Origin of the sequence: Parabacteroides gordonii MS-1 = DSM 23371, from assembly GCF_000969825.1 — a bacterium.
Taxonomy (GTDB): Bacteria; Bacteroidota; Bacteroidia; order Bacteroidales; family Tannerellaceae; genus Parabacteroides; species Parabacteroides gordonii.
This window is the reverse complement of record NZ_KQ033919.1, coordinates 4,433,810-4,457,389: the sequence shown is the minus strand read 5'-3', so window position 1 is coordinate 4,457,389 and position 23,580 is coordinate 4,433,810. Positions and strand designations below refer to the sequence as shown.

Annotated in this window: 18 protein-coding genes; 17 read left to right on the top strand and 1 reads right to left on the bottom strand. The window is 39.2% G+C overall.

What is annotated here, in order from left to right; genetic code table 11:
* Window positions 1–741 precede the first annotated feature (741 nt).
* From HMPREF1536_RS16895 to HMPREF1536_RS16830, 13 genes are read left to right on the top strand one after another with little or no spacing between them, the layout of a single operon-like run.
* Window positions 742–1,869 carry an MraY family glycosyltransferase gene (locus tag HMPREF1536_RS16895; RefSeq protein WP_028727554.1) on the top strand — a complete coding sequence of 376 codons (1,128 nt, stop codon included), beginning with the start codon at window positions 742–744 and terminating at the stop codon, window positions 1,867–1,869.
* Window positions 1,870–1,885: 16 nt separating this feature from the next.
* Window positions 1,886–3,091, top strand: a complete 1,206-nt coding sequence (gene wecC / locus HMPREF1536_RS16890) for a UDP-N-acetyl-D-mannosamine dehydrogenase (protein ID WP_028727555.1) — start codon at window positions 1,886–1,888, stop codon at window positions 3,089–3,091.
* The gene (locus HMPREF1536_RS27140; protein ID WP_081693310.1) at window positions 3,092–4,351 is read left to right on the top strand and encodes an oligosaccharide flippase family protein; all 1,260 of its coding nucleotides are present in this window, start codon (window positions 3,092–3,094) and stop codon (window positions 4,349–4,351) included.
* A complete protein-coding gene (locus tag HMPREF1536_RS16875; RefSeq protein WP_028727558.1) occupies window positions 4,351–5,439 on the top strand; it encodes a glycosyltransferase family 4 protein in 1,089 nt (362 codons plus the stop codon). The genes HMPREF1536_RS27140 and HMPREF1536_RS16875 overlap by 1 nt, the downstream gene beginning before the upstream one ends.
* A 6-nt stretch (window positions 5,440–5,445) precedes the next feature.
* Window positions 5,446–6,489 carry an EpsG family protein gene (locus HMPREF1536_RS28445; RefSeq protein ID WP_028727559.1) on the top strand — a complete coding sequence of 348 codons (1,044 nt, stop codon included), beginning with the start codon at window positions 5,446–5,448 and terminating at the stop codon, window positions 6,487–6,489.
* Window positions 6,490–6,505: 16 nt separating this feature from the next.
* On the top strand, window positions 6,506–7,372 hold the full coding sequence (locus tag HMPREF1536_RS16865) for a glycosyltransferase family 2 protein (RefSeq protein ID WP_028727560.1): 867 nt from the start codon (window positions 6,506–6,508) through the stop codon (window positions 7,370–7,372).
* Between the two features lie 4 nt (window positions 7,373–7,376).
* Window positions 7,377–8,426, top strand: coding sequence for a glycosyltransferase family 4 protein (locus HMPREF1536_RS16860; protein ID WP_044192076.1), 1,050 nt, complete (start codon window positions 7,377–7,379; stop codon window positions 8,424–8,426).
* A gap of 20 nt (window positions 8,427–8,446) precedes the next feature.
* Window positions 8,447–9,835: a phenylacetate--CoA ligase family protein gene (locus HMPREF1536_RS16855; protein WP_028727562.1), complete on the top strand. Its 1,389-nt coding sequence runs from the start codon at window positions 8,447–8,449 to the stop codon at window positions 9,833–9,835.
* Window positions 9,832–11,424 carry an alginate lyase family protein gene (locus tag HMPREF1536_RS16850; protein WP_028727563.1) on the top strand — a complete coding sequence of 531 codons (1,593 nt, stop codon included), beginning with the start codon at window positions 9,832–9,834 and terminating at the stop codon, window positions 11,422–11,424. The genes HMPREF1536_RS16855 and HMPREF1536_RS16850 overlap by 4 nt, the downstream gene beginning before the upstream one ends.
* Window positions 11,421–12,632: a glycosyltransferase family 4 protein gene (locus tag HMPREF1536_RS16845; protein WP_028727564.1), complete on the top strand. Its 1,212-nt coding sequence runs from the start codon at window positions 11,421–11,423 to the stop codon at window positions 12,630–12,632. Before HMPREF1536_RS16850 ends, HMPREF1536_RS16845 begins: the two co-directional genes overlap by 4 nt.
* The gene (gene wecB / locus HMPREF1536_RS16840) at window positions 12,629–13,789 is read left to right on the top strand and encodes a non-hydrolyzing UDP-N-acetylglucosamine 2-epimerase (protein WP_028727565.1); all 1,161 of its coding nucleotides are present in this window, start codon (window positions 12,629–12,631) and stop codon (window positions 13,787–13,789) included. Before HMPREF1536_RS16845 ends, wecB begins: the two co-directional genes overlap by 4 nt.
* A complete protein-coding gene (locus HMPREF1536_RS16835) occupies window positions 13,786–16,176 on the top strand; it encodes an SLBB domain-containing protein (RefSeq protein WP_028727566.1) in 2,391 nt (796 codons plus the stop codon). The genes wecB and HMPREF1536_RS16835 overlap by 4 nt, the downstream gene beginning before the upstream one ends.
* A gap of 6 nt (window positions 16,177–16,182) precedes the next feature.
* Entirely contained in the window at window positions 16,183–17,256 is a 1,074-nt protein-coding gene (locus tag HMPREF1536_RS16830; RefSeq protein WP_028727567.1) for a Wzz/FepE/Etk N-terminal domain-containing protein, read from the top strand.
* Between the two features lie 12 nt (window positions 17,257–17,268).
* Here HMPREF1536_RS16830 and HMPREF1536_RS16825 read toward each other — a convergent pair whose 3' ends face one another.
* A complete protein-coding gene (locus HMPREF1536_RS16825; RefSeq protein ID WP_259323133.1) occupies window positions 17,269–20,112 on the bottom strand; it encodes a bifunctional fucokinase/fucose-1-phosphate guanylyltransferase in 2,844 nt (947 codons plus the stop codon).
* 313 nt (window positions 20,113–20,425) lie between these two features.
* Here HMPREF1536_RS16825 and HMPREF1536_RS16820 point away from each other — a divergent pair, with 313 nt between their 5' ends.
* From HMPREF1536_RS16820 to HMPREF1536_RS16800, 4 genes are all read left to right on the top strand, one after another.
* Window positions 20,426–21,028 (top strand): master DNA invertase Mpi family serine-type recombinase, encoded by a 603-nt coding sequence (locus HMPREF1536_RS16820; protein WP_028727569.1) that lies wholly within the window; start codon window positions 20,426–20,428, stop codon window positions 21,026–21,028.
* A gap of 618 nt (window positions 21,029–21,646) precedes the next feature.
* Window positions 21,647–22,108, top strand: coding sequence for a nucleoside-diphosphate kinase (ndk, locus tag HMPREF1536_RS16810; protein ID WP_028727571.1), 462 nt, complete (start codon window positions 21,647–21,649; stop codon window positions 22,106–22,108).
* A gap of 289 nt (window positions 22,109–22,397) precedes the next feature.
* Entirely contained in the window at window positions 22,398–22,907 is a 510-nt protein-coding gene (locus tag HMPREF1536_RS16805; RefSeq protein WP_028727572.1) for a DUF4494 domain-containing protein, read from the top strand.
* Window positions 22,904–23,572 carry a YggS family pyridoxal phosphate-dependent enzyme gene (locus HMPREF1536_RS16800; RefSeq protein WP_028727573.1) on the top strand — a complete coding sequence of 223 codons (669 nt, stop codon included), beginning with the start codon at window positions 22,904–22,906 and terminating at the stop codon, window positions 23,570–23,572. The genes HMPREF1536_RS16805 and HMPREF1536_RS16800 overlap by 4 nt, the downstream gene beginning before the upstream one ends.
* Window positions 23,573–23,580: the final 8 nt, after the last annotated feature.

Sequence of the window (23,580 nt, the reverse complement as noted above, 5' to 3'; positions counted from 1 at the left end):
TCCTACTCTTTTCAATCAGTAAAATCATATCATTTGCCGATACAGGTAACCAGTTGACAACTTATCATAAATCGTGACACTTCGTCCTGTCTCAGTTTCCTGCTTAGGAAACCGGAGTTTCCACAGGAGGAAACGCGAGTTTCCCGCATAGGAAATTGTAGTTTCCTGCGGAGGGAACTGGAGTTTCCTTATTAAAAAAATTCAGGAAACTGCAATAAATTAAATACCAATACCTTACGCATTTCACCCCGGTTCTATTATTCTAAGTTAAAAGCCGCAGTTACTACCAGTCAAAAAATCAGATACAACCCGGGATGAAGCCGGGATGAAAGCAAAATGAACCCGAAGGGCCTGCAATACATTCTTTAAAGCTTTAATTATCAAAAGGTAGACACAATGATGAAGCCAATGAATGCAAAAAAGAGAAAAAGTAGTCTTTAACAACAAAATATAATCTTTTGTATACATGGAATATCAGGCGATGCCTATTACCGACACCTTTCTATACACCGTCAAATGTGTTGAAATTCAGCGTTAAAATAGAGTAAATGCAACTTCTCCCATGAACGTTTTTGCGCATTTTCTGTTTATATACACAGCTAGACAAAAAACACATACCTCTCCAGGGACACGCCCCCTATCAGCCAAAAATCAGGTATGTTTTTTATGAGCAAAATCGCTTCCGACAGTTACCCCCATGTGACTGACGAACATTGTCGTATAACTTAACTTACAACGCAAATGATATATCTCTTGATTTTACTAGCTTTTATAATATCAATCATCTTCTCGATGTTAATAATTCCACGCATCCTGATCGTGGCATTAACGAAAAGACTCTTTGATATGCCTAATGAGCGAAAAATACATACAGAAGCTATTCCCCGCTTGGGTGGGATATCATTCGCCCCGACTATTTTATTCTCATTAGCTTTTGTCTCCGCTATCTCCTATCTGGGTTATCTGTATGGTTTGAAAATACCGAAGGATATCACTCCCCACATCACTCCCGATTTTTATCTGCTTATCTGCGGACTGATCATTCTTTACCTGGCAGGTATTAAAGATGATTTAATCGGCCTGCGGTATCATACCAAATTCATCGTACAGATCATCGCAGCCACGATGCTTCCCCTATCGGGTTTATGGATCAATAACTTTTACGGTTTATTCGGGATCAATGAACTGGCTCCCTGGATCGGGATGCCGTTGACGATATTTGCTATCGTATTCATAACCAACGCGATCAACCTGATCGATGGTATCGACGGATTGGCTTCCGGATTGAGTGGAGCGGCATTGCTCATTTTAGGATCCCTGTTTCTGCACTATCAGATGTGGACGTATGCCATGCTGTCTTTCTCGACATTGGGTGTGCTCATCCCCTTTTTCTACTACAACGTATTCGGACAGGCCGAACATGGCCGCAAGATATTTATGGGGGATACCGGTAGCCTGACTTTAGGATATATCCTGGCATTTCTATGTATCCGTTATGCCGTATACGATCCGTATGAAGCTCCCCACTCGCCCAGTGCGATACTGATTTCTTTCTCTACACTGATCGTTCCGATGTTCGATGTGATCCGGGTTATGCTGATCCGATTCCGTAGAAAGAAAAGTCTGTTTTCACCCGACAGGAACCATATACATCATAAATTTCTGGCGATGGGCTTTTCACCACGAAAGGCGTTGCTTTATATCCTCGGGATCTCATGGATATTCAGCAGCGTGAATATTCTGCTTGCTCCCTTCGTCAACATCAATATCCTGTTTCTGGGAGATATAGTGGTCTGGACGTTACTGAATGTTTGTCTGGACAAGATATATCATAAGAAGAAAATTATCAATGAAAAAAATATTATTTAAAAGACTGAACTAAAAGATGAAAGCATGTTTTATGGGGCTTGGCTACATAGGCCTGCCCACAGCAATAATAGCAGCCGAACACGGCATTGACGTCGTAGGCGTAGATATCAACCCACAGGTGGTAGAAATGACCAATAAAGGTTTGATCCATATTGTAGAACCGGGATTGCAGGAGTTGTGCCAGCAGGTAGTGGCTTCCGGACATCTGAAAGCTTCCGTCAAACCGGAGGTCAGCGATGTATACCTGATTGTGGTACCGACCCCATTCAAAGGAAACCATGAACCGGATATCTCTTATGTGGAAACGGCAACCCGTTCGACTATCCCCCTGTTGAAAGAGGGCGACCTGTTCGTGATAGAATCTACCTCACCGGTGGGAACAACGAATAAAATGACGGAGCTGATCTTCTCGCTTCGCCCGGAACTGAAGGGGAAAATATACATTGCCTACTGTCCGGAACGTGTGTTGCCGGGTAATGTCATTTATGAACTGGTGCATAACGACCGGGTGATCGGTGGCATCGATCCGGAGTCGACCGGGAAAGCAATCGAGTTCTATAGCCGTTTCGTAAAAGGTACATTGCATAAGACCAATGCCAAAACAGCGGAGATGTGCAAGTTAACCGAAAACTCGTCCCGCGACGTACAAATCGCCTTTGCCAACGAACTGTCGTTGATATGTGACAAGGCCGGGATCAATATCTGGGAGCTTATCGAGCTGGCCAACAAACATCCCCGGGTAAATATCCTTCAACCGGGTTCCGGTGTCGGTGGACATTGCATAGCTGTGGATCCGTATTTCATCACCGCCGAATTCCCCTACGAGTCGCAGCTGATCGCCAAAGCGCGTGAGATCAACAACTACAAAGCGTTCTGGTGTGCAGAAAAGATAGAAAACGCCATGCTCAAATTCGAGCTGAAGCATCACCGCCAGCCAATCGTCGCCATGATGGGCCTGGCCTTCAAGCCCAACATCGACGACCTCAGGGAATCACCAGCCAAATACATCACAACCAAAGTGATGCAAAGCCATAACAATGCCGACATCCTGGTCGTCGAACCGAATGTGCAGGAGCATAAGGTGTTTAAGCTGACTGATTACAGGGAGGCATACGAAAAGGCGGATATTGTGGCGTTTTTGGTGGCACATAAGGAGTTTAAAGAATTGCCTTACAGGGGGGATAAGGTGGTGTTGGATTTTTGTGGGATATTTAAAAAGTAAATGATCACACCAACCAGAGCTAAGAATATAATAAACAATCATAAAACAGTAATCATCAACTACTGTTTTATGACCATTATAAAGTTCGTAAACTCTTTTTTCTACTTACTTGTTTATCCTTTTCTTATCCGAAAGCTTGGAGCAGATAGTTATGGATTATTCGTTTTCGCATCATCCATCACTACTTATTTCCAAACTTTCATATCCTTCGGCTTCGATTTCCCTGCGGTAAAGATCATATCTATCCAGCCGGATAACAGGGAGATGAAATCATCCATTGTATCGTCGGTTCTGACAGCAAAAATATATCTGGCTGTAGTTTCAGTAATCGTATTCATTCTACTGATAACGCACTTTGATTTTTTCAGAAAAGACTGGATTATTTATCTTCTTTGCTATTCAAACATTATAACAACGATTCTACTACCAGTTTGGTATTTCCAGGGAATGCAAAAGATGAAGTCTGTTACATTTGCCCAGGTCGTAACCAAAATAATATCCTTACCATTCATCTTTTTATTTGTAACCGCCCCATCCGACACCTGGATCGTAGCACTCATCATATCGGCCAGTGGTTGTATCAGTGGCTTATATACCTTATACCTTCTAATAAAAAAAGAAAAACTGATTATCAGATGGCAACCCTTTTCTGTTATCAGAAAGTTATTTAAGGATTCAATTCCATTTTTCTTTTCTTCGTCAGCAAGCATTATAAAACAGCAGTTTACGATATTTATTATAGGTATTTCATTTTCCATGTCGGATGTTGCCATTTACGACCTTGCAAATAAATTAGTAGCCGTACCGATGAACTTTATAGCACAAATAAATAATGCTTTATTTCCGAAGGTGATAAAAGAATACAGCAAGACATATATTAAGAAAATCATCAATATGGAAGGACTTCTTTCCCTGCTGATAATAATCGGATTAGCCATTTTCGGAAAATTAGTCATCAGAATATTTGCAGGAGCTGACATGCTGGAAGCCTATCCATTGATGCTAATCTTAAGCATCATACTTCCCTGCTGGTTACTGGTAGGTTGCTTTATAAACTTTGTTTATGTGCCACTGGGATTGTATAGTTATGTTACAAAAAGCCAAGTTAGCGCATTGGTCATTTTTATGACAGTCTGTTTAGCCGGAGTTTATTTTATTAAGGATATTGGTATTATAGCATTCGCCGTCAGTCTGTCAGGGACATTCGAACTTATCTACAATTACTATATTATAAAGAAAAATAAATTATTAACAAAATAATGGGAAAACATATATGCTTTTTAATGCCGGCTGTAGGGTATGCTCCGTCGGGAGGATTCAAAGTGGTCTTCGAATATGCTAATAGACTGGCCAATGATGGATTCCAAATATCTATTGTATTTCCAGCCGTACATTTCTACAATACTCTCAGCCCCCAAAAGAAAGTGAAAGCAATTATCCGCTATTTATTGAATTATAGCCCTAAGCGATACACACCCTATAACTGGTTTGACCTGGATAGACGCATCAGACTATTTCCTGTGTGGGACCTTCGTGAATCAAACGTACCGGCTGCTGATATATACATAGCAACAGCTGTTCAGACTGCTGTATATTTAAATGAATATAAAAACATCACAGCCAAGCATAAATTTTATTTTATACAAGGATTTGAAACATGGGCTTTACCGGAAGAAAAAGTATTGGAAACATATACTTATCCAATGCATAAAGTAACAATAGCTCCCTGGCTGAAGGGAAAAATAGAATCAGTAGGAGGGAAAGTAGATCTAATCTATAATGGATTTGATTTCAATTACTTCCGAAAAGAAATCAATTATGCTGACAAAAATAAATATTGCATCACAATGCTTTATCATCCTATGCCGGAAAAAGGCTGTAAAGATGCATTTGAGGCTCTTCAAATCGTAAAAAATAAATTCCCGAAATTACTAGTTAATCTTTTCGGATTTCCCAAACAACCCAAAGATCTTCCAGATTGGATAAACTACTATCAGCAACCAGATAAAAAGACACATAACCGCCTGTATAATGAAGCCGCAATATTCATTAATGCCAGTCATGGAGAAGGATTTTGCCTGACTCCACCGGAAGCAATGCAATGTGGTTGCGCTGTAGCTTGCACTGATATCGAAGGATTCAAAGTCGTATGCCAGCAAGGAGTAACCGCCTTATTATCTCCGGTAAAAGATCCTTTGGCATTAGCAAATAATATAGAAAGATTAATAACTAACAATTCGCTAAGATACAAATTAGCAGATAATGGGAACAAGTATATTCAACAGTTCACCTGGGAAAAGGCTTATTCAAAATTAAAAAATTTGATCGAATCGTCGGTTAAAGAATAAAGCAGTATGTATATCGCAACTTTAGCTCTAACCATTTATCTTTACGTATTAGATTATTTTCTACAATTCAATAAAAGAACTAAGTTCCTCCTATATACAATTCTTTATACATGGATCATAGCTCTCTTATCCTTATTACGTAGTGATAATATACCCGACACTCTGGAATATAAAGAAATTTACCTATTCCAGAGTATGGAAGATATTGTGGAAACAGGGTTTATGTTCATCAATAAATCATGTCTCTCTTTCGGAGTAAGTTTTCATCTTTTTCTTTTAATTTATCTCTGTTTCCTGTTTTGCTGTTACTTTTTATGCACAAGAAAACTCGTTGAAAACGTAAATTTAGCCTTTCTTCTATTCTTACCTTATTTCGGATTTTACTATTTCGGTATCATTATACGGGTGGCATTAGCCATATCTATTTGTTACATAGGAATTACCTATTTGCTAAATCATAAGACACCGTATGGGCTCTTTTTTTACTATGCTATTGTCACGATTGCTTTTTTTATCCATCAGACAACCATACTGTTTTACATTTTACCTTTAGTCGGATTTATCAATATTAAAAAGAAATATCTTTATGTAATACTGAGCATCGGAATTCTCCTTCCATTTATATCTCTGCAGAATCAGATATTAACGCAGTTGGAAACAATGTCACAGCTTTTATCATTCTCTCCAAGATTTCAAAAATATATAGACCATGCCGATACTAGTTCACAAATGTATGGTCTGTCAAAAATAAAATTCGGTCTGTGTGGTATCCTGTTTGTCTATTTAAAAGACTATATATATCCAAACAAAGTAAAAACGTATAATTTCTTTTTAAATACATACTGTATTGGAACAATTCTTACCCTCATGTTCTATTTTGTTCCGGCCGGTGGCCGATTAGGAGAAATATTCATATTCTTCGAATTCATATTACTCACTTTCTTATATGAATATTCTTCTTTGAACAAAAGGGCTGTACTCATAGCATTATTTCTAAATATTCTGATAGAATACACAATGTTTGCACGATTAGTACCTGAAATGATTTAAATAAAAATAGTTTCTAATGAATACATTCTCAATCATTATACCAACATATCATTTGCTGAATGACAGGTATAAAATATACTTCGATAAACTTATACAATCAATATCCAAAAATCTTCAGTCGCCATATACCTATAAAAGATTTAGAGAAATTGTGGTTGTGAATGATTATCCGGAGGAGGATATAGAAGAGTTCGTTCATTCCATATTTGCAAAATATGCTATCCCGCGGTCGATAATACATAATAATCAGACTAATAAAGGACAAGGATGTTCTCGCAACATCGGAGCGGATATAGCTTCCGGAAATTATCTACATTTTATAGATCAGGACGATTATATCTCATCTTTTTTTTATTCTACTCTACTAAGAGCCATTGAGATAGATAATGCACAAATTGCTTTTTCCGGACTAAATCTGCATAATACGAATAATGACAAACACTTTAGTCCTTTTCGGGGTAAAACAATCGGGCTGTACGCGAATGCAAAATATTTAGCCGATTTAAAAATATTTCTTTTATCAAATATAGCTGTCTCGCCGGGACAATATATTATCAGTAAAAATATATTTAATAAAATAGGAGGTTATGCTGATTTACAAAATAAAGGAACCGACGACTGGGGTATATTCTATTCATTGTACTTACAATATCCCCAGACAATTATAACTTTTAGACATGAAGCTGTTTTTACATATCGGATTCATAACGCACAAAACCGGAAAAGTCTTGATATGAAAGCTTCATTATCAGAAATGTTCTGTAAAATAAATCATAAAAAGACAAGATGGCATAACCTACTCTATTTCTTTAAGACTAATCCTGCCGGACGAGTATTAAATAAGATCATTTACAGATTTTATTGGAGAGTTCCTAATTTTTAAACAGATGGAAAATCATAACAAAAAAATACTTATTATAGGAGCTATTCCCTATAAAAGCAGAACAAATAGTTATGGGGGTATTACCATCCTATTACAAGACTTTATCGATTATCTGACTAATAAGCAATATTCATATAAAGTAATACCGACAAATCGATTTAGCGGAAGATTTTCAAAAGGAATAAACATCTTATATGTTATAGGGAAATATATGATGAATCTCAGAAATGTAGATATTATAACTTTTCATGTGACAAGTAAAGGGGCTTTTATACTTTTTCCTCTTTTAAGTCCATTAGCATTACTTTGTAACAAGAAAATTGTTTTTCGGAAATTTGCAGGAAGTTTTAAAACTGTTTATGAGAAACAATCATCTATCATAAAAGCTTACTTCCGCTTTTTTTTAAAAAGGACAGACCTCATACTTGTTGAAACGAAAGAGCTAGTGTCCTTTTTTGCTGAATTAAGTGGTAATCCTGACAAGGTGATATGGTTTCCAAATGCACGCAGAAAAAACAAGATAATAAAAACATCTCCTTTTCAAAAACGATTCGTCTTTATATCACACGTCAAACAAAGCAAAGGGATCAATGAAATATTAGAAGTTTCCAAACGATTACCCCCTAATTACATATTGGATATTTACGGCCCAATTAGAGACAATAGCTACACTTCCGACTATTTCAACCAATATAATATAACCTATCATGGAAGCCTGGAGCCTGATCAGGTGTCCAACACACTTATAAACTATGATGTACTGCTACTCCCTACATTTCATGCAGGAGAAGGATATCCCGGTATTATCATTGAAGCATTTTCCCTTGGAATACCTGTTATAACAACAAACTTTGGAGGAATCCCGGAAATTGTGACAGATCAATACAATGGGAAGTTGATCTCACCCAAAAACATAGAAGAACTGGAAAAAGCTATTTTATCGTTTAATTCAACTAATTATGCCGGCTATTCCCGGAATGCTTTACATTCTTTTGCGGAAAACTTTGACTCTGAAACAGTTAATAAGCGTATAGTAGATAAGATCATTTCATAAACATTCAATTAATATTTTATATGAAACTTGAAAATATATATGCAAGACTAACACCGTCTCTGCAAAATTTGGCTTGTTCCATTTATGGATATAAGCTTAAAGAACTACGATTTAATAAAGATTTTTATGCCATTCATCGTTTTTTAGACAGTACTTCCGAGTGGAATGCTGAGCAGATCAGATCCTATAAAGAAGAGAATATTTACAAAATCATACATCATGCTTATAACCATTGTCCTTATTATAAACAAAAATATTCTTCTGCAGGATTATCACCGAGTGATTTCAAATCAATAGACGACCTTCCTTTATTCCCGGAATTGACAAAAGAAGAAGTTCGCATGCATTGGAAAGAAATGCTTGCCGATAATATTCCCGCCAAAAAGCTTATTCAATATCATACCAGCGGTAGTACCGGAACTGCATTAAATTTTTTCTGGACTCAGTATAGTGTACAATTCTATTGGGCTGTTGTTTACAGGTATATGGCCAGATTTGGTATAACACTTGGAGATAAATATCTCACTCTAACAGGAAAAACCGTTGTCCCCATCTCAACCGACAAGCCTCCATACTGGAGACAAAACAAAGCAATGAATCAATACTTTATCAGTATGCAGCATATCACTCATAATAAAATCAATCATCTTGCGAATTTTATTAATCAGGCAGGTTTTAAGTATTTTACAGGATATCCTTCTATTATTTATCAACTTTCATTGCAGATTGAAGAAGCAGGACTAACCATATCCAATCCTCCTGAACATATATTCACCGGAGCAGAAAAGTTATTTGAATATCAAAGAAAGCAAATCGTCCAAATATTCAAAGGAAGCAAAATACATGAACACTACAGTTTCTCTGAAGAGGCAGCTTCAGCTTCCCAGTGTATAGCGAATAATTATCATGAAGATTTTGAGCTTGGCCACTTTGAATTAACATCACCTACATATAATGAAGACGGAGCATCAGGAGAATTGTTGGCAACCGGTTTCGCTAATTATGGAATGCCTTTTATACGGTATAGAAACGGGGATACTGCCATATTTGATGACCATCCGTGCCAATGCCATCTGAAAAGCCAAATAATAAAAGAAATCACGGGAAGAACAGAAGATTATATATTGACACCGGAGGGTGCAAAAATCATGCGTTTTGACTATCTATTTAAAGAGACTCATGATGTGAAAGAATGTCAGATCCTACAAATAAAACCTGAGGAAATAATATTACGAATCGTCCGCCGAAATAATTATTCCACTCAAACAGAAAACTTTATCCGTGAACAGGTTAAACATTATATAAGCAGTAATATACAGGTTCTTTTTGAATATGTATCTGAAATACCACGTACCCAAGCCGGAAAATTTAAAGCAGTCGTGTCCCAATTAAAACATCTCCAACAATGAAAGCGTCTTTATATTATCATACTTTACGATATTTACGCCCTAAACAAATTATTTATCAAATGAAATATCATCTCCGGCAGAAACGAGGAATACATTTTCTGATAAATAAAGAGCGTAAAGGATATCCGTTATCTCTTGTGAGATGTATAGATAAAGCTTTTAGTCTACAACCTGATAGTTCTTTTACATTTCTGAACATTAATAAAAAGTTTAAAAGTTGGAATCATACGGAAGGATCTATGTTATGGACTTATAATCTGAACTATATGGATTTCCTTTTACAAAAGAAAATCACTTTCGAAGATGTTTCTCACTGGATAAATCTGTTCATTGACACACTTCCTCAAAATCGATCAGGAATGGAACCCTATCCTATTTCACTTAGAGGTATAAATTGGATTAAATGTGTCTTCCAGTACCAAGAACTTATCCCAATAAAAGAACAACAAAAATGGGATAGTTCATTATACTCTCAATATCTCAGTTTATATAGAAACCTCGAATTCCATCTCCTAGGCAATCACCTCCTTGAAAATGCTTACTCTCTTTTATGGGGAGGACTTTATTTCCGGGATGATAGATTTTATGAGAAAGCAATCTGGCTGTTGACAAAAGAACTCAATGAACAAATTCTTCCGGATGGGGCTCATTATGAACTGAGTCCGATGTATCACGAAATACTTCTAGACCGGTTATTAGATTGTATTAATGCTTTAAAATACAATTACCGCTTTGAAGGACAAGAGAGCGTCGTCGCTTTTCTGGAGGAAAAAGCCCGGCTTATGCTTAGCTGGTTAAATGCTATTATCTATAAAGACGGAACAATTCCTTTATTGAATGATTCCGCTTACGAAATCGCCCCCTCCTCCAGGGATTTGTTCGCCTATGCTAAACGGTTAGGTATCCAGTGGTCTACTCATATATTAAAAGAAAGTGGATACCGGAAATTTACTTCCAATCTTTTTGAAATGGTAATAGATGTTGGCAATATAGGCCCGGATTATATTCCGGGGCATGCTCATGCCGATACTTTCAATTATGAGTTACGAATTGCAGGAAAACCTTTTATTATCGATTCCGGCATATCAACTTATGAAAAGAATGTTCGCAGGCAATATGAACGTGAAACACAAGCCCATAATACAGTGCAGGTTGAAGGATTAAGTTCCAGCAAAGTATGGGGAGGCTTCCGAGTGGCTCAACGAGCCAAAATCATCAGCCTGAAAGAAGATCGTAACTGTATTACTGCCAGGCATGATGGATTCAAGCAATCAGGGATCGAACATCAACGAATATTTGATTTGAACGATACTACTATTATGGTCTGTGACTCCCTTCAACCCATTACAGAAAAGAAAGGGGTTAATACGATTATTCTTCATCCGGATGTAAAGATCCGTTCTATCAATCAGGACACAATAGAAACAAACCTGGCCATATTATCCTTCTATGGAACAGATGAAATATGGATAGAAGACTGTGAAATTGCTTTTGAATACAACAAATTGATCCCTTCAAAAAAGATATGCATCTCCTTTACTAATCAGATGCAATATACCATACAGACTGATAAAATACAGCAATTATGAAAATATTATTTCTAACTGATAATTTTCCTCCGGAAGTAAATGCTCCGGCTACACGTACTTATGAACATTGCAGAGAATGGATACGGCAAGGAGCTGAAGTTACCGTTATTACTTGTACTCCAAACTTCCCCCAAGGAAAAGTCTATAAAGGATACACAAATAAACCATACCAACAGGAAATGATGGATGGCATCCATGTCATTCGTGTATGGAGTTATATCACGGCAAATGAAGGATTTATAAAAAGAACACTGGACTATATCAGCTTTTCTGTAACATCATTTCTGGCAGGTCTCTTCCAACAGGCTGATATTATCATAGCTACCTCTCCTCAGTTCTTTACAGCTCTGTCAGGACGCACTTTGTCTTTTTGGAAAAGGAAACCCTGGATTATGGAAGTGCGCGACCTATGGCCGGAATCGATAAAGACAGTCGGAGCAATGAAGGATAATCCTATCATCCGTTATTTCGAGTGGGAAGAAAAAAAATGTTATCGTTTAGCAGATAAAATTGTTGTTGTTACCGATTCTTTTAAAAAGAGACTGGAAGAAAAGAATGTTATTCCCAATAAAATTGAAGTTATAAAAAACGGAGTCGATCTAACCCGATTTAGCCCTACCGCCAAAGACGAGAAATTACTCGAAGAATTAAACCTTAAAGGGAAAAAGATAATAGGGTATATCGGTACACATGGTATGGCTCATAAACTGGACTTCATCCTACAATGTGCAGCTAATATGGAAGGCAAAAATAATTACCATTTTCTTTTTATCGGAGCCGGAGCGGAAAAGAAGAATCTGCTAAAGCTTAAAGAGCAATTAAAAATAATGAATGTAACCATGCTCGATCCGGTTTCCAAACAAGAGGTAAAACGATATATATCTATTCTTGACATTGCATTGATAAACCTTCGTAAATCAGAATTATTTACAACTGTGATCCCCTCTAAAATATTTGAAAATGCAGGTATGGAAATTCCAATCCTTATGGGAGTAAATGGTGAGGCTCGCCAAATAGTGGAATCTTATCAGGCCGGACTATGCTTTGAACCGGAATCGGAAGAAGATTTTAGCCGGAAACTCCATTTACTCCTCTCCGATCCCGTTTTATATGAACAATGTAAAGCCGGATGCCGGAAACTGGCTCATGATTTTGATCGTAAACAACTCGCTAAACGTATGCTGAATATAATAAAAGAAGTAATATGAAAAAGATTATGTTAGTCTTCGGTACCCGCCCCGAAGCAATAAAAATGGCTCCGCTGATCAAGGAGCTTCAAAAATATCCCGACCAGTTCCAAACAATCGTTTGTGTTACCGGACAACACCGGGAAATGCTGGATCAGGTACTTCATATTTTTGATATTCATCCTGACTATGATCTGAATATCATGAAACAAGGGCAAGATCTCTACGATGTGACTGCCCGTGTCCTGACAGGAATGAGAGAAGTCTTACAGGATGCCCGCCCCGACCTGGTACTGGTACATGGTGATACCACCACTTCTACTGCCGCCGCCTTGGCTGCTTTTTATCAGCAAATACCGGTCGGACATATAGAAGCCGGATTACGTACACATAATATATACAGTCCCTGGCCGGAAGAAATGAATCGGCAAATCACTGGAAGAATTGCCACCTGGCACTTCTCTCCAACGTCATTAAGTAAAAAAAATTTACTGTCTGAAGGCATTGAAGAAAACCGGATCATAGTAACAGGAAATACGGTAATAGACGCCTTGTATCACGTAGTCAGCCAAATAAAAAACAAGGATGATTTACGACAACAGCTTACTAATGAACTGGAAAGAGCAGGTTATAAAATTACCCGTCTATCAGAACAAAGTAACCGGAAATTGGTTTTAATAACAGGTCATCGCAGGGAAAACTTCGGTGAAGGTTTTATAGCCATGTGTAAGGCTATTAAAACATTGGCACTGAAATATCCCGAAACAGACTTTGTCTACCCGATGCACCTGAATCCGAACGTTCGGAAACCAATACAGGAAGTATTCGGAGATACACATCTTCCAAATATGTTCTTTATAGAGCCGCTGGAATATCTTCCGTTTGTTTACTTGATGGAACTATCGACAATTGTTCTGACCGATAGTGGAGGTATTCAGGAAGAAGCTCCCGGATTAGGGAAACCTGTGTTGGTGATGCGTGATACGACCGAACGTCCGGAAGCACTAGACGCCGGAACAGTTAAACTGGTAGGAACAGATTTCACTAGGATATTGGAAGAGACTTCCCGGTTACTGGAAAGTCAGGTTTATTATGACCAAATGAGTAAAGCCGTTAATCCTTATGGGGATGGACTGGCCTGCCAAAGAATTATAACACAAATAAGAAAGATTTTATGAGAACTTTGAGCCGATACCTCTTTTGTATTTTTTGCCTTTTTATCCCTGTCATTACTTTTGCCCAAATACCGCAGGAGCTATTGGAGAAGGCTAAAGCTGCCGGAATGACAGAAGAGCAGATTCAACAGGAAATGAGAAAACGCCTGGAACAACAGGACACAAAACAAGTAACCATTCCTGCAGCTGAAAACCCGATAACAGATCGGATCACAATCGACACAGAAATTCCTCCGCTGGATTTACAACGTGAATATAACACTCCGGAGGACAGTAGCAAAAACCAAGTCTTCGGACGTGAAATATTTTCAAATAAGAATCTCTCTTTCGAGCCGAATCTGAATATGCCTACCCCCAGGAATTATCCGTTATCAGCCGGGGACGAATTGCAGATCAACGTATGGGGGGATTCTGAGTTAAACCTGAAATTAACCGTATCTCCCGACGGTACGATCATTATTCCTAATCTGGGTCCTGTCTCCATAAGTGGCCTCACGGTTGAGCAAGCAGAAAATCGTATCAGGCAGGAGCTGGGAAAGATTATGACGAATCTCGTTGATGGCAGCGAGCCAAATACCTTCGTTTCTGTTGGTTTGGGGAAGATACGTAGTATAAAGGTGAATATAGTCGGTGAAGCTGTTACCCCTGGAACTTACACGCTTCCTTCACTGGCCAGTCTATTCAATGCTTTATATGCAGCAGGAGGTGTTAATGACATAGGTTCTCTACGTAATATACGTGTGTATCGAAATAATAAAGAGATTGCCAACCTCGATGTATATGATTACCTTCTGAATGGGAAATATGATACGAATATTCGCTTGGAAGATAATGACATGATTATTATCGAACCATACGACCAACTGGTCAACACCAAAGGGAAAGTAAAACGCAACCGTACTTTTGAACTCCGTAAAGGTGAAACTTTAAGCGACCTGCTGAAAATGGCAGGAGGTTTTACCGGAGATGCCTTTACAGAAGATGTTACGATCAAACGCAAATCCGGGTCACGTTATCAGATAGCAACTATAACGGAAGATGATTTTCCAACCTTCGTACTCCATGACGGAGACTCTTTGTTGGTTGATTCCGTTATTCCTTTTTATGATAACCGGATCACAATAACCGGAGCTGTTTGGCGACCCGGCGAATACGAACTGAGTCCCAGAGTTCATACAGTAAAACAACTTATCGATCAGGCAGCCGGATTAAAAGGAGATGAATTTATAGGAAGAGCACATATTACCCGTCTGAATCCGGACTTTACCAGTACGGTCATCGCTATCGATGTGCAGGAAATTTTGAATGGGAAAGCCCCTGATATTGAATTACAAAAAGAAGACAAATTACATATTCCTTCTCTTTTTGAACTTCGGGAACCATATACTATTAAGGTAGGAGGAGCTGTTAATAATCCGGATACAGTAATTCCTTTCAGTAAGAATATGACCGTGGAAGATGCGATTATATTAGCCGGTGGCTTACAGGAATCAGCCTCTACAATCAATGTGGAAGTTGCACGACGTATAAAAAATCCTACTGCCGATAAAAGTTCCAACCGGATATCTCATGTATATACGGTTTCAGTAGCAAATGATCTGAAACTTTCTTCAAAACCATCCGATTCTCATGTAGATACACTATTCATACTTGAACCTTTCGATGATGTATTTGTTCGCTTCTCGCCCGGTTACGAGAAACAGCAGGTTGTCAAGGTAAACGGCGAAGTGACATTCACTGGCGATTATGCCTTACCTTATAAAAACACCCGGCTAAGTGATATTATAGCCCAGTCCGGAGGTGTCACCAAAGATGCTTACGTGAATGGTGCCAGCCTGAAACGTCAGTTAACACGAGATGAAATGCGCCAGGTAGAAACATTGCTTCAGTTGAGCAATAATAATAAACAAAGTAAAGATTCTGTCGCCTTATCGCTGGCTAACATAAAAGATTATTCTGTCGGTATTGACCTGAAGCAGGCACTCGCCCATCCCGGAAGCACACACGATCTGGTTCTCCGCAACGGGGATGTTATTTATATACCTCAACTACAAAGCACAGTAAAAGTAAGTGGTTCGGTAACCTATCCGAACAGTATGACTTACACGAAAGGATTATCCGTACGCGATTGCCTTTCACAAGCAGGAGGTTATAACGATATTGCCCGCAAATATCCGATCGTTATCTATATGAATGGAAAAGTGGCTACAACACGCAAAGTCGGTATCTTTTTCAAACGTTACCCTAAAGTCGAACCGGGATGTGAAATTGTTGTTCCCGCCAAGACACAACATGACAGAAGAGGTAGCCTGGCCGAGATACTAAGTATTGCCAGCTCGACTACATCTATGGCAGCCATGATTACTTCAATAATAAATAATTTAAAATAAGTAAGGATGGATACGACCAAAGACAAGCTGCCCGAAACGGAAAAAGATATAGATATCATTGCCATCGCACGATATTTGTGGTCTAAAAGAAAGCTGCTTCTGAAAAGTAGTGCCATAGCCGTATTGGTTGCCCTTATTGTTGCATTCAGTATTCCTAAAGAATATACAACCACCGTAAAACTGATGCCTGAAACAAACAATCCCGTCAATAAAATGGGTAACTTGGGAGGATTGGCAGCTATAGCAGGAGTAGACCTGGGGAATAGTACCAGCCAGGATGCCATATCTCCGGAACTATATCCGGATGTAGTTCATAGCACACCTTTTCTACTAGAACTCTTCCCTGGACAGGTAACCAATAAGAAAAAAACAATATCTGTTTCTTTATTCAATTATCTAAATGAATACCAGCGGGATGCTTGGTGGAGCTATATTATTAAAGCGCCGTTAAAAGGATTATCTTACCTGATTGGACTTTTGGGAGAACAGGATGAGAAATCAGATAAGGTCGATCCTTTCTTCCTGACCAAAGAACAAAAGGCAATCATTAAGGAATTACAAAACAGAATATCAGTCTTTGTCGATAAAAAGACACAGGTAGTTACTGTGTCTGTCGATATGCAAGATCCGGTCATTTCTGCACAGGTAACCGATAATGTGGTTGGTAAATTGCAGACATATATCACCAACTACCGGACACAAAAAGCCAAACAGGATCTTGAATTTACCGACAAAGTGTTGAAAGAGGCACAGACCGCTTATTATAAAGCACAAAAAGCCTATGCAGCTTTCGAAGACGGTAACAAGAATATCATTTCAGCCAGTTACCGAACCGAACAGGAACGGTTACGGAATGAAATGACACTTACATTCAATGTATATAATACGCTGGCTCAAAAGTTAGAGCAGGATAAACTACGGGTTCAGGAACAAACACCGGTTTATACGATCATAGAACCTGCTACTGTTCCGTTAAAAGCATCAGCACCTAAAAAGATGCTGATACTTGTTGGTTTCATTTTTATCACATTAGCAGGAATGACAGGATACCTGTTAATCCGTGATAAGCAGTTGTTCTGATTATTCTGTTTTTTATGACCGACTAATCTGTAACCCCTTGTCCGAAAGTCCCATTTCCACAAAGCGGGCATTCGGATTACGTGGGGAAGCAGTCAACTGCTTACGTATCTGTAAGGCTGCTTCGGGATCTTTCGCCACAATATAAAGATAACCTCCTCCACCGGCTCCCGGTAATTTATATCCTAATGCATAATCTTTGATCTGTGTAATCAACTCTTCCACCGCCGGAGGATTGGTACCGGAGTCGAGTGCTTTCTTCTGTTCCCATGTCTTCGCTATCAACCGACCATACGTATCGAAGTTTCCACTCTGGATCGCATCAAACATATCCAGTGCATGCACCTTCATTTCCGAAAGCAGACGAAGGTGGGTCGCACTGTTCAGAAACATTCCCTGTACGATTTCAGCCAGGATACTCTTTGCTGTACGGGTAATCCCGGTATAATAGAGCAAATGACAGGCCTGACATTGCGGATCGGTAAACAGATGTTCCGGCAACCAACGAACGGAAGGATTCTGGTTGAATCCCTCACCCGTCTGTAAAAGCTTCAATCCATGCAATACACCACCGTATTGATCCTGCCATCCACCACCGGTTGTCAGCAACTGCTCAAGGATCAAGGTACGATAGCCTATTCTGTTTTTATCCCAAGACAATCCGCAAAAATCGGAAACGGCCCCTAGCACCGTTGCAGCAAGGATAGAACTGGTTCCCAATCCGGAACCTGCCGGAATAGCAGCCAGTAAAGTTACTTCCAAGCCACAGCCAAAATCTTTCAACTGATCTTCCAGAGAAGAATAATGTTCTGCTGCAAATTCAGGGACAAAACCAGCCAAAGCCAATGCCGCTTTAGGTATGGAGAAAGGAGAACCTATCTTCTTGAAATCTTTCAGTTCCTCCCAGGTTGAAACAACTTCCATTGCACCCAAGTCGATAGACCGTAAAATCACCTTATACTCTTTCGAAGGTTTAACATATACCTGCAACGGAGGTTGCCCGTTCAACTCGATAGCCACATTCACCACATTTCCTCCGGCATACATGCAATAAGGAGGTGTATCTGTCCATCCCCCAGCCAGATCGATACGAACCGGACTACGCCCCCATACGATCTGATCACGATATACATTTAAAAAAGGAGATTGCTTTTCACGGGAAACAGAGCCAATCAATCCTTCCCTAAGCAGAGAAAAAGCCTCCTGCTGCTCTTCCTCATACGATTTCCTTTCCAGTTGCATAACACGTGCCCGAAACATTCGGTTATGTATCTGCTTCATTAAAGGGGCATCAGAAGAAAGCGGCGCCGGTAACTCAATTTTACCTGCAGCGAATTCGCTAGCGGCATCGGCCAAATCCAACTGGTAAAAGACACTTTTCTCATGATTAGCGGCCAACATCGGCCAGTTTGCCTGACGAAGTTTTTCACGCTGGGAAAATAACCTGCCCAGGTTTGCACGGTCAGATAATTCGTTCGCAGACATCTTTGGAGACAATTCCCATATTTTCCGTCCACTTTCCAGTTTCGGTTCAGATACCATCCAACGAATCACCAGTCCCAATTCTTCAATATTCTTGCAGACAGGGAACAACAAAGCATTTTGCAAATCGTCAAAGGCATCTGTTTGTATCTCTCTTTCCTTCATCCAATCAAGAACAGATCTCCCTAAAAAAAGCGTATTACCATCCGTGAATCCACCTTTAAACGGATCATTAAAACCGTATGGACGAGCTACCCATTCCTTTTCTCCAATCGGAACGACATCAATACAAACACCGGAGGGAATGTTCAGTTCCCAGTCATTTTCCGGTACCCCCGTAATAATATGACGATTATCCAGTATCCAATGCTTTCCGATATAACTGTTCTCAATCCATAGTTCGGAATTAGCGGCAGTCAGAGCCAGATTTATTTCTGCATTTTGTACGAACATCGCAGGATGAGGTTTCACCTTCCGATGCATGATAGCACGCTGGTCACGCACCAGATTCTGAACAGCCAGAGTAGAAGAGATTAGTTCACGACTTGTCCCGTAATGGTAAAACTCGCCACCCTCTAAAGGCAGAATAGCAACGCTAAGCTGATTTAACCCGGAATCGGAAATCCGGGGATGCTCTCCCAACGACAATCCGAAATCGGAATAGAGGTCATACGACTTCATTGTCTTTCCATCAGCCGTATACGAACGTTTCATCAACAGTTCCATTGCCCGGTCACTCAACAACCAGACACCTATATCCATCAGAAAAAGATGAGTCTGCGCCAACTGTCCCAAAACAGCCAGCGACGGTTTTTGCAACATAAAGTCCAACTTATCGGGAGTCTGTCGGTTCGATACAAACACGCCATGATTGGTTGCCAGAGCCGGGTCGACCCATAAGCCATAACAAACGACATCCACCTCGGGAATATCCTGCAACGGCATACTGTTGCGTATATATACATCACCACTCGCTATTAATGTATGAAGCGATTCCGGGGCTTTATGCATTATTTCCTCATAAAGAGGAAGCTGTAAAGACAGCAAGTTCTGAGATAACTTTTGTCCTCTGGCCCACCGGAATACCGGGATCGGTGTCAGGATTTTTCCCGACGGAGCATAACCAGGCAAACGACGACTCTGCCCTCCGGCATGCAACAGGATTCGTTTCTCTCTGGCTAACCACTCTCCAGTTGAGGCTTGTGGTGCTTCATGTTGCCGGCACGCTTCAACCAACCAGGTCGTTCCCCCACCCGAACCCAATCTGGCACCTACCGGATCAGAAGTGCAAAACCATTCATCCACATCAACTTTCGTAATTTTGTGGAAACTGTTCACCAAATTGGGAGGCAATGATAATAATTTCTTCATATTTATATTTACATAGAAGCAATGAAAATCGCTTCTGTTTACTAATCTAATCTTCGTGACAAAAGTAATTTATCCTACCCAATAGCACAAAAAAACGATACACATATTGTTTCTGTATCTCATTTTGCCCTCGATATATTAAATATTAATTTAATTTTACAATTCAGCATACCATTGATTTAAATTATTATATTCATATTTGTAGGGAAAAACCACCCACATATCCAGTTGACGATAAAAAACGTTGGTTTTTACTAATCACCCCCTACTTTTTAGTTTTCTGACGTATCTTTAGTTATTCATTTAATTTTCAGATTGTATGATATACGGTTATGTAAGAGTCAGTACAGATAAGCAAAGTACTGAAAATCAACGATTCGAGATTGAAAAATTCGCAAAAGTCAAGAACATGCGTATTGATCGTTGGGTAGAAGAAACAATTAGTGGGACAACTGATGTTGCAGAACGGCAACTTGGTAGATTAATCAAGCAAATCCGCAAAGGTGATATTTTGGTGACAACCGAATTATCCCGGCTGGGTCGTAATCTAATGCAGGTAATGAGCTTTCTTCATCAATGTATGGAAAAAGACATTTTCGTGATTACGGTAAAGGAGCGCTATGAGTTAGGGAATAACATCAACAGTAAGATTTTGGCTTTTGCTTTTAGCTTAAGTGCCGAAATTGAACGTAACTTGATTTCCCAGCGAACCAAGGAAGCGTTAGCCAGAAAAAAGAAGGAAGGGACTAAGCTTGGCCGTCCTAAAGGTGGTAAATCCGATCAGTACAAACTATCAGGTAAAGAAGGACTGATACGCAAGCTTTTACAGGAAAAGAAAACCAAGTTGTATATTAGTAAGAAATTGGGAGTAAACCGACAAACACTGAGAGATTTTATGAGAATGAATCCGGAGTTGGATTAATTATAGAAATATTAAGTTATTGTCAACCGAAGAGTTACTGTCTAAATTGTTAAACAATGCAATCCCAGCAAATGAAACCTAAGCTAAATTGGTTATTAAAACTTGTTTGTTCTAAATATATGAAAGACACTTGTATTGGAAAATCTGAAATTAAGAATGTTGGTGTTCAAAAGGAATATTTTACACCCAGTTTCACTCTAATTATAAGCATCTTAGCATATAAATCTGATCAAGAAATATTTCAGATTGAATGATTCAGGTATCAAATGTAAACATACAGGCAATCTTCGGGTAAAAACAGATATTTTTGGGTATAAAACAGTGATTGTAACAAATACACCCAAGAATGTAAAATCAAAGAATATAAAAAAATGAACACGTATTTATTATAGTAAAATAGAGAACAATTCGATAGTAAAACGATCAACCGGGAATGGATAAACAGCCCTTCCCCTACTTTAGTATTAAATTGCCCGCTGATAGTAAAAACTTGTTATTTTAATCTCGTTTTTACACATTATTATACTATAAATTAATTAATAGTGAATAAATACACTATCTTTGGGAATATTAGCGCTATCAGGAATATTCGTTGAACCTTATAAAACAGACAACAGTATGGAAAAGACACTTGTAATATTAAAACCATGCACCATCCAACGAGGTTTGATCGGTGAGATCATTTCTCGTTTTGAAAAGAAAGGATTAATCCTTTGCGGTATGAAAATGATCTGGCTGACCGATGATATTTTGAGCGAACATTACGCCCATCTCAGGGAACGGTCATTCTTTCAAAGAGTAAAAGATGCTATGGCCGTATGCCCGGTAATCGTTTGTTGCTGGGAAGGCGTCGATGCAGTACAGGTAGTTCGAACATTGGCCGGAGCTACAAATGGCAGAAATGCTGCACCCGGAACTATTCGTGGAGACTATAGCATGAGCGTACAGGAAAATATCGTACATGCATCCGACTCACCGGAAACAGCAGAGATCGAACTGAAGAGATTCTTTAAAGAAGATGAACTATTCGACTATGAGATGAAAAACTTCCTCAGTCTCTACGCTAACGACGAATTTTAAAGATTCAAAGAAAAATAAAAAAGCCGGAAAGGAGTTGATAGATCATCTCTTTTCCGGCTTTTTTATTTCAGATATTTCATTCTATCCTCTCGGACTGAATGAACAACCTCATTACTAATCTAAAAATCTAATACCATGAAAAACACACTACATCTTATAAACAAGTCCCTGATTAAAAATGTTCCGAAAAAATAAAGAATTTCATTGCAGTTGTATTATTCCCGAATTGAAACTATATTTGTACTGTATTTTAAACACGAGTACAGACAAAAAATAAAAAGAAAATAATATGCATAGTTGGTTTGAATGTAAAGTCTCCTTCGAAAAAGTGTTGGAGAACGGAATGCAAAAGAAAGTAACAGAACCTTATCTGGTTGATGCCTTGTCGTTCACTGAAGCAGAAGCTCGTATCATTGAAGAGATACGTCCGTTCATCTCCGGAGAATTTACAGTGACAGACATCAAACGTGCGCGTCTTTCAGAGTTGTTCTTCAACGAAAACGGCGACCGTTTCTATAAGATTAAAGTGTACTTTATCACGCTTGATGAAAAAAGCGGTGCTGAAAAGAAGACAGCAGCACAAATGCTGGCACAGGCATGTACGCTGAAAGAAGCTATTGCCGTTCTGGAAGAAGGAATGAAGGGTACTATGGCCGACTACACAATCGCATCGGTTACTGAAACCATGCTAATGGATGTATTCCCATTCTCTGCCAGCGACGACAAAACACCTAAATCCGGTGAAGAACTGATTGCCGAACAAAAGAAACAAGCAGAAGCCAAAGTAGAGGAAGCATGAGTATCTCCCAGAATATAGTACAGTTAAGGGCATCGCTACCGGCAAACGTAACGTTGGTGGCCGTGTCTAAGTTTCATCCGGCAGAAGCATTGAAGGAAGCCTACGATGCAGGCCAGCGTGTTTTCGGCGAAAGCAGGGCACAGGAGCTGACGGCTAAACAAAAAGTACTACCGGGTGATATCGAATGGCACTTCATCGGGCCGCTGCAAAGTAATAAAGTAAAAGACATCGCACCCTTTATCCATACAATCCACAGTATCGATTCGTTCAGATTACTGCAGGAAGTAAACAAACAGGCTGCCAAAAACAACCGTGTGATCCGTGTCCTGCTGGAAATACATGTTGCCCAGGAAGACACCAAGCATGGGCTGACACCCGATGAATGCCGCGAGCTCCTGCAAAACGAACAATTGGACGAACTCGGAAACATTCAAATAGTCGGATTGATGGGAATGGCGACTTATACTGACGATACCGCTCTTATCGAACAAGAATTTCACCTTTTACACGAACTTTTCAGCGAATTAAAAGCTATATATTTCAAAGGAAATGATAATTTTGCAGTACTATCTATGGGAATGAGCCACGATTATCCCGTTGCCATTCGCCAGGGTAGCACTATGATACGGGTTGGAACCAGTATTTTCGGTGAACGCGAGTACTAATACATTAA

Bases quoted from the DNA above. Each gene is read 5' to 3' on its own strand.
- HMPREF1536_RS16895 (WP_028727554.1), top strand. From the start codon at position 742: ATGATATATCTCTTGATTTTACTAGCTTTTATAATATCAATCATCTTC.
- wecC (WP_028727555.1), top strand. From the start codon at position 1,886: ATGAAAGCATGTTTTATGGGGCTTGGCTACATAGGCCTGCCCACAGCA.
- HMPREF1536_RS27140 (WP_081693310.1), top strand. From the start codon at position 3,092: ATGATCACACCAACCAGAGCTAAGAATATAATAAACAATCATAAAACA.
- HMPREF1536_RS16875 (WP_028727558.1), top strand. From the start codon at position 4,351: ATGGGAAAACATATATGCTTTTTAATGCCGGCTGTAGGGTATGCTCCG.
- HMPREF1536_RS28445 (WP_028727559.1), top strand. From the start codon at position 5,446: ATGTATATCGCAACTTTAGCTCTAACCATTTATCTTTACGTATTAGAT.
- HMPREF1536_RS16865 (WP_028727560.1), top strand. From the start codon at position 6,506: ATGAATACATTCTCAATCATTATACCAACATATCATTTGCTGAATGAC.
- HMPREF1536_RS16860 (WP_044192076.1), top strand. From the start codon at position 7,377: ATGGAAAATCATAACAAAAAAATACTTATTATAGGAGCTATTCCCTAT.
- HMPREF1536_RS16855 (WP_028727562.1), top strand. From the start codon at position 8,447: ATGAAACTTGAAAATATATATGCAAGACTAACACCGTCTCTGCAAAAT.
- HMPREF1536_RS16850 (WP_028727563.1), top strand. From the start codon at position 9,832: ATGAAAGCGTCTTTATATTATCATACTTTACGATATTTACGCCCTAAA.
- HMPREF1536_RS16845 (WP_028727564.1), top strand. From the start codon at position 11,421: ATGAAAATATTATTTCTAACTGATAATTTTCCTCCGGAAGTAAATGCT.
- wecB (WP_028727565.1), top strand. From the start codon at position 12,629: ATGAAAAAGATTATGTTAGTCTTCGGTACCCGCCCCGAAGCAATAAAA.
- HMPREF1536_RS16835 (WP_028727566.1), top strand. From the start codon at position 13,786: ATGAGAACTTTGAGCCGATACCTCTTTTGTATTTTTTGCCTTTTTATC.
- HMPREF1536_RS16830 (WP_028727567.1), top strand. From the start codon at position 16,183: ATGGATACGACCAAAGACAAGCTGCCCGAAACGGAAAAAGATATAGAT.
- HMPREF1536_RS16820 (WP_028727569.1), top strand. From the start codon at position 20,426: ATGATATACGGTTATGTAAGAGTCAGTACAGATAAGCAAAGTACTGAA.
- ndk (WP_028727571.1), top strand. From the start codon at position 21,647: ATGGAAAAGACACTTGTAATATTAAAACCATGCACCATCCAACGAGGT.
- HMPREF1536_RS16805 (WP_028727572.1), top strand. From the start codon at position 22,398: ATGCATAGTTGGTTTGAATGTAAAGTCTCCTTCGAAAAAGTGTTGGAG.
- HMPREF1536_RS16800 (WP_028727573.1), top strand. From the start codon at position 22,904: ATGAGTATCTCCCAGAATATAGTACAGTTAAGGGCATCGCTACCGGCA.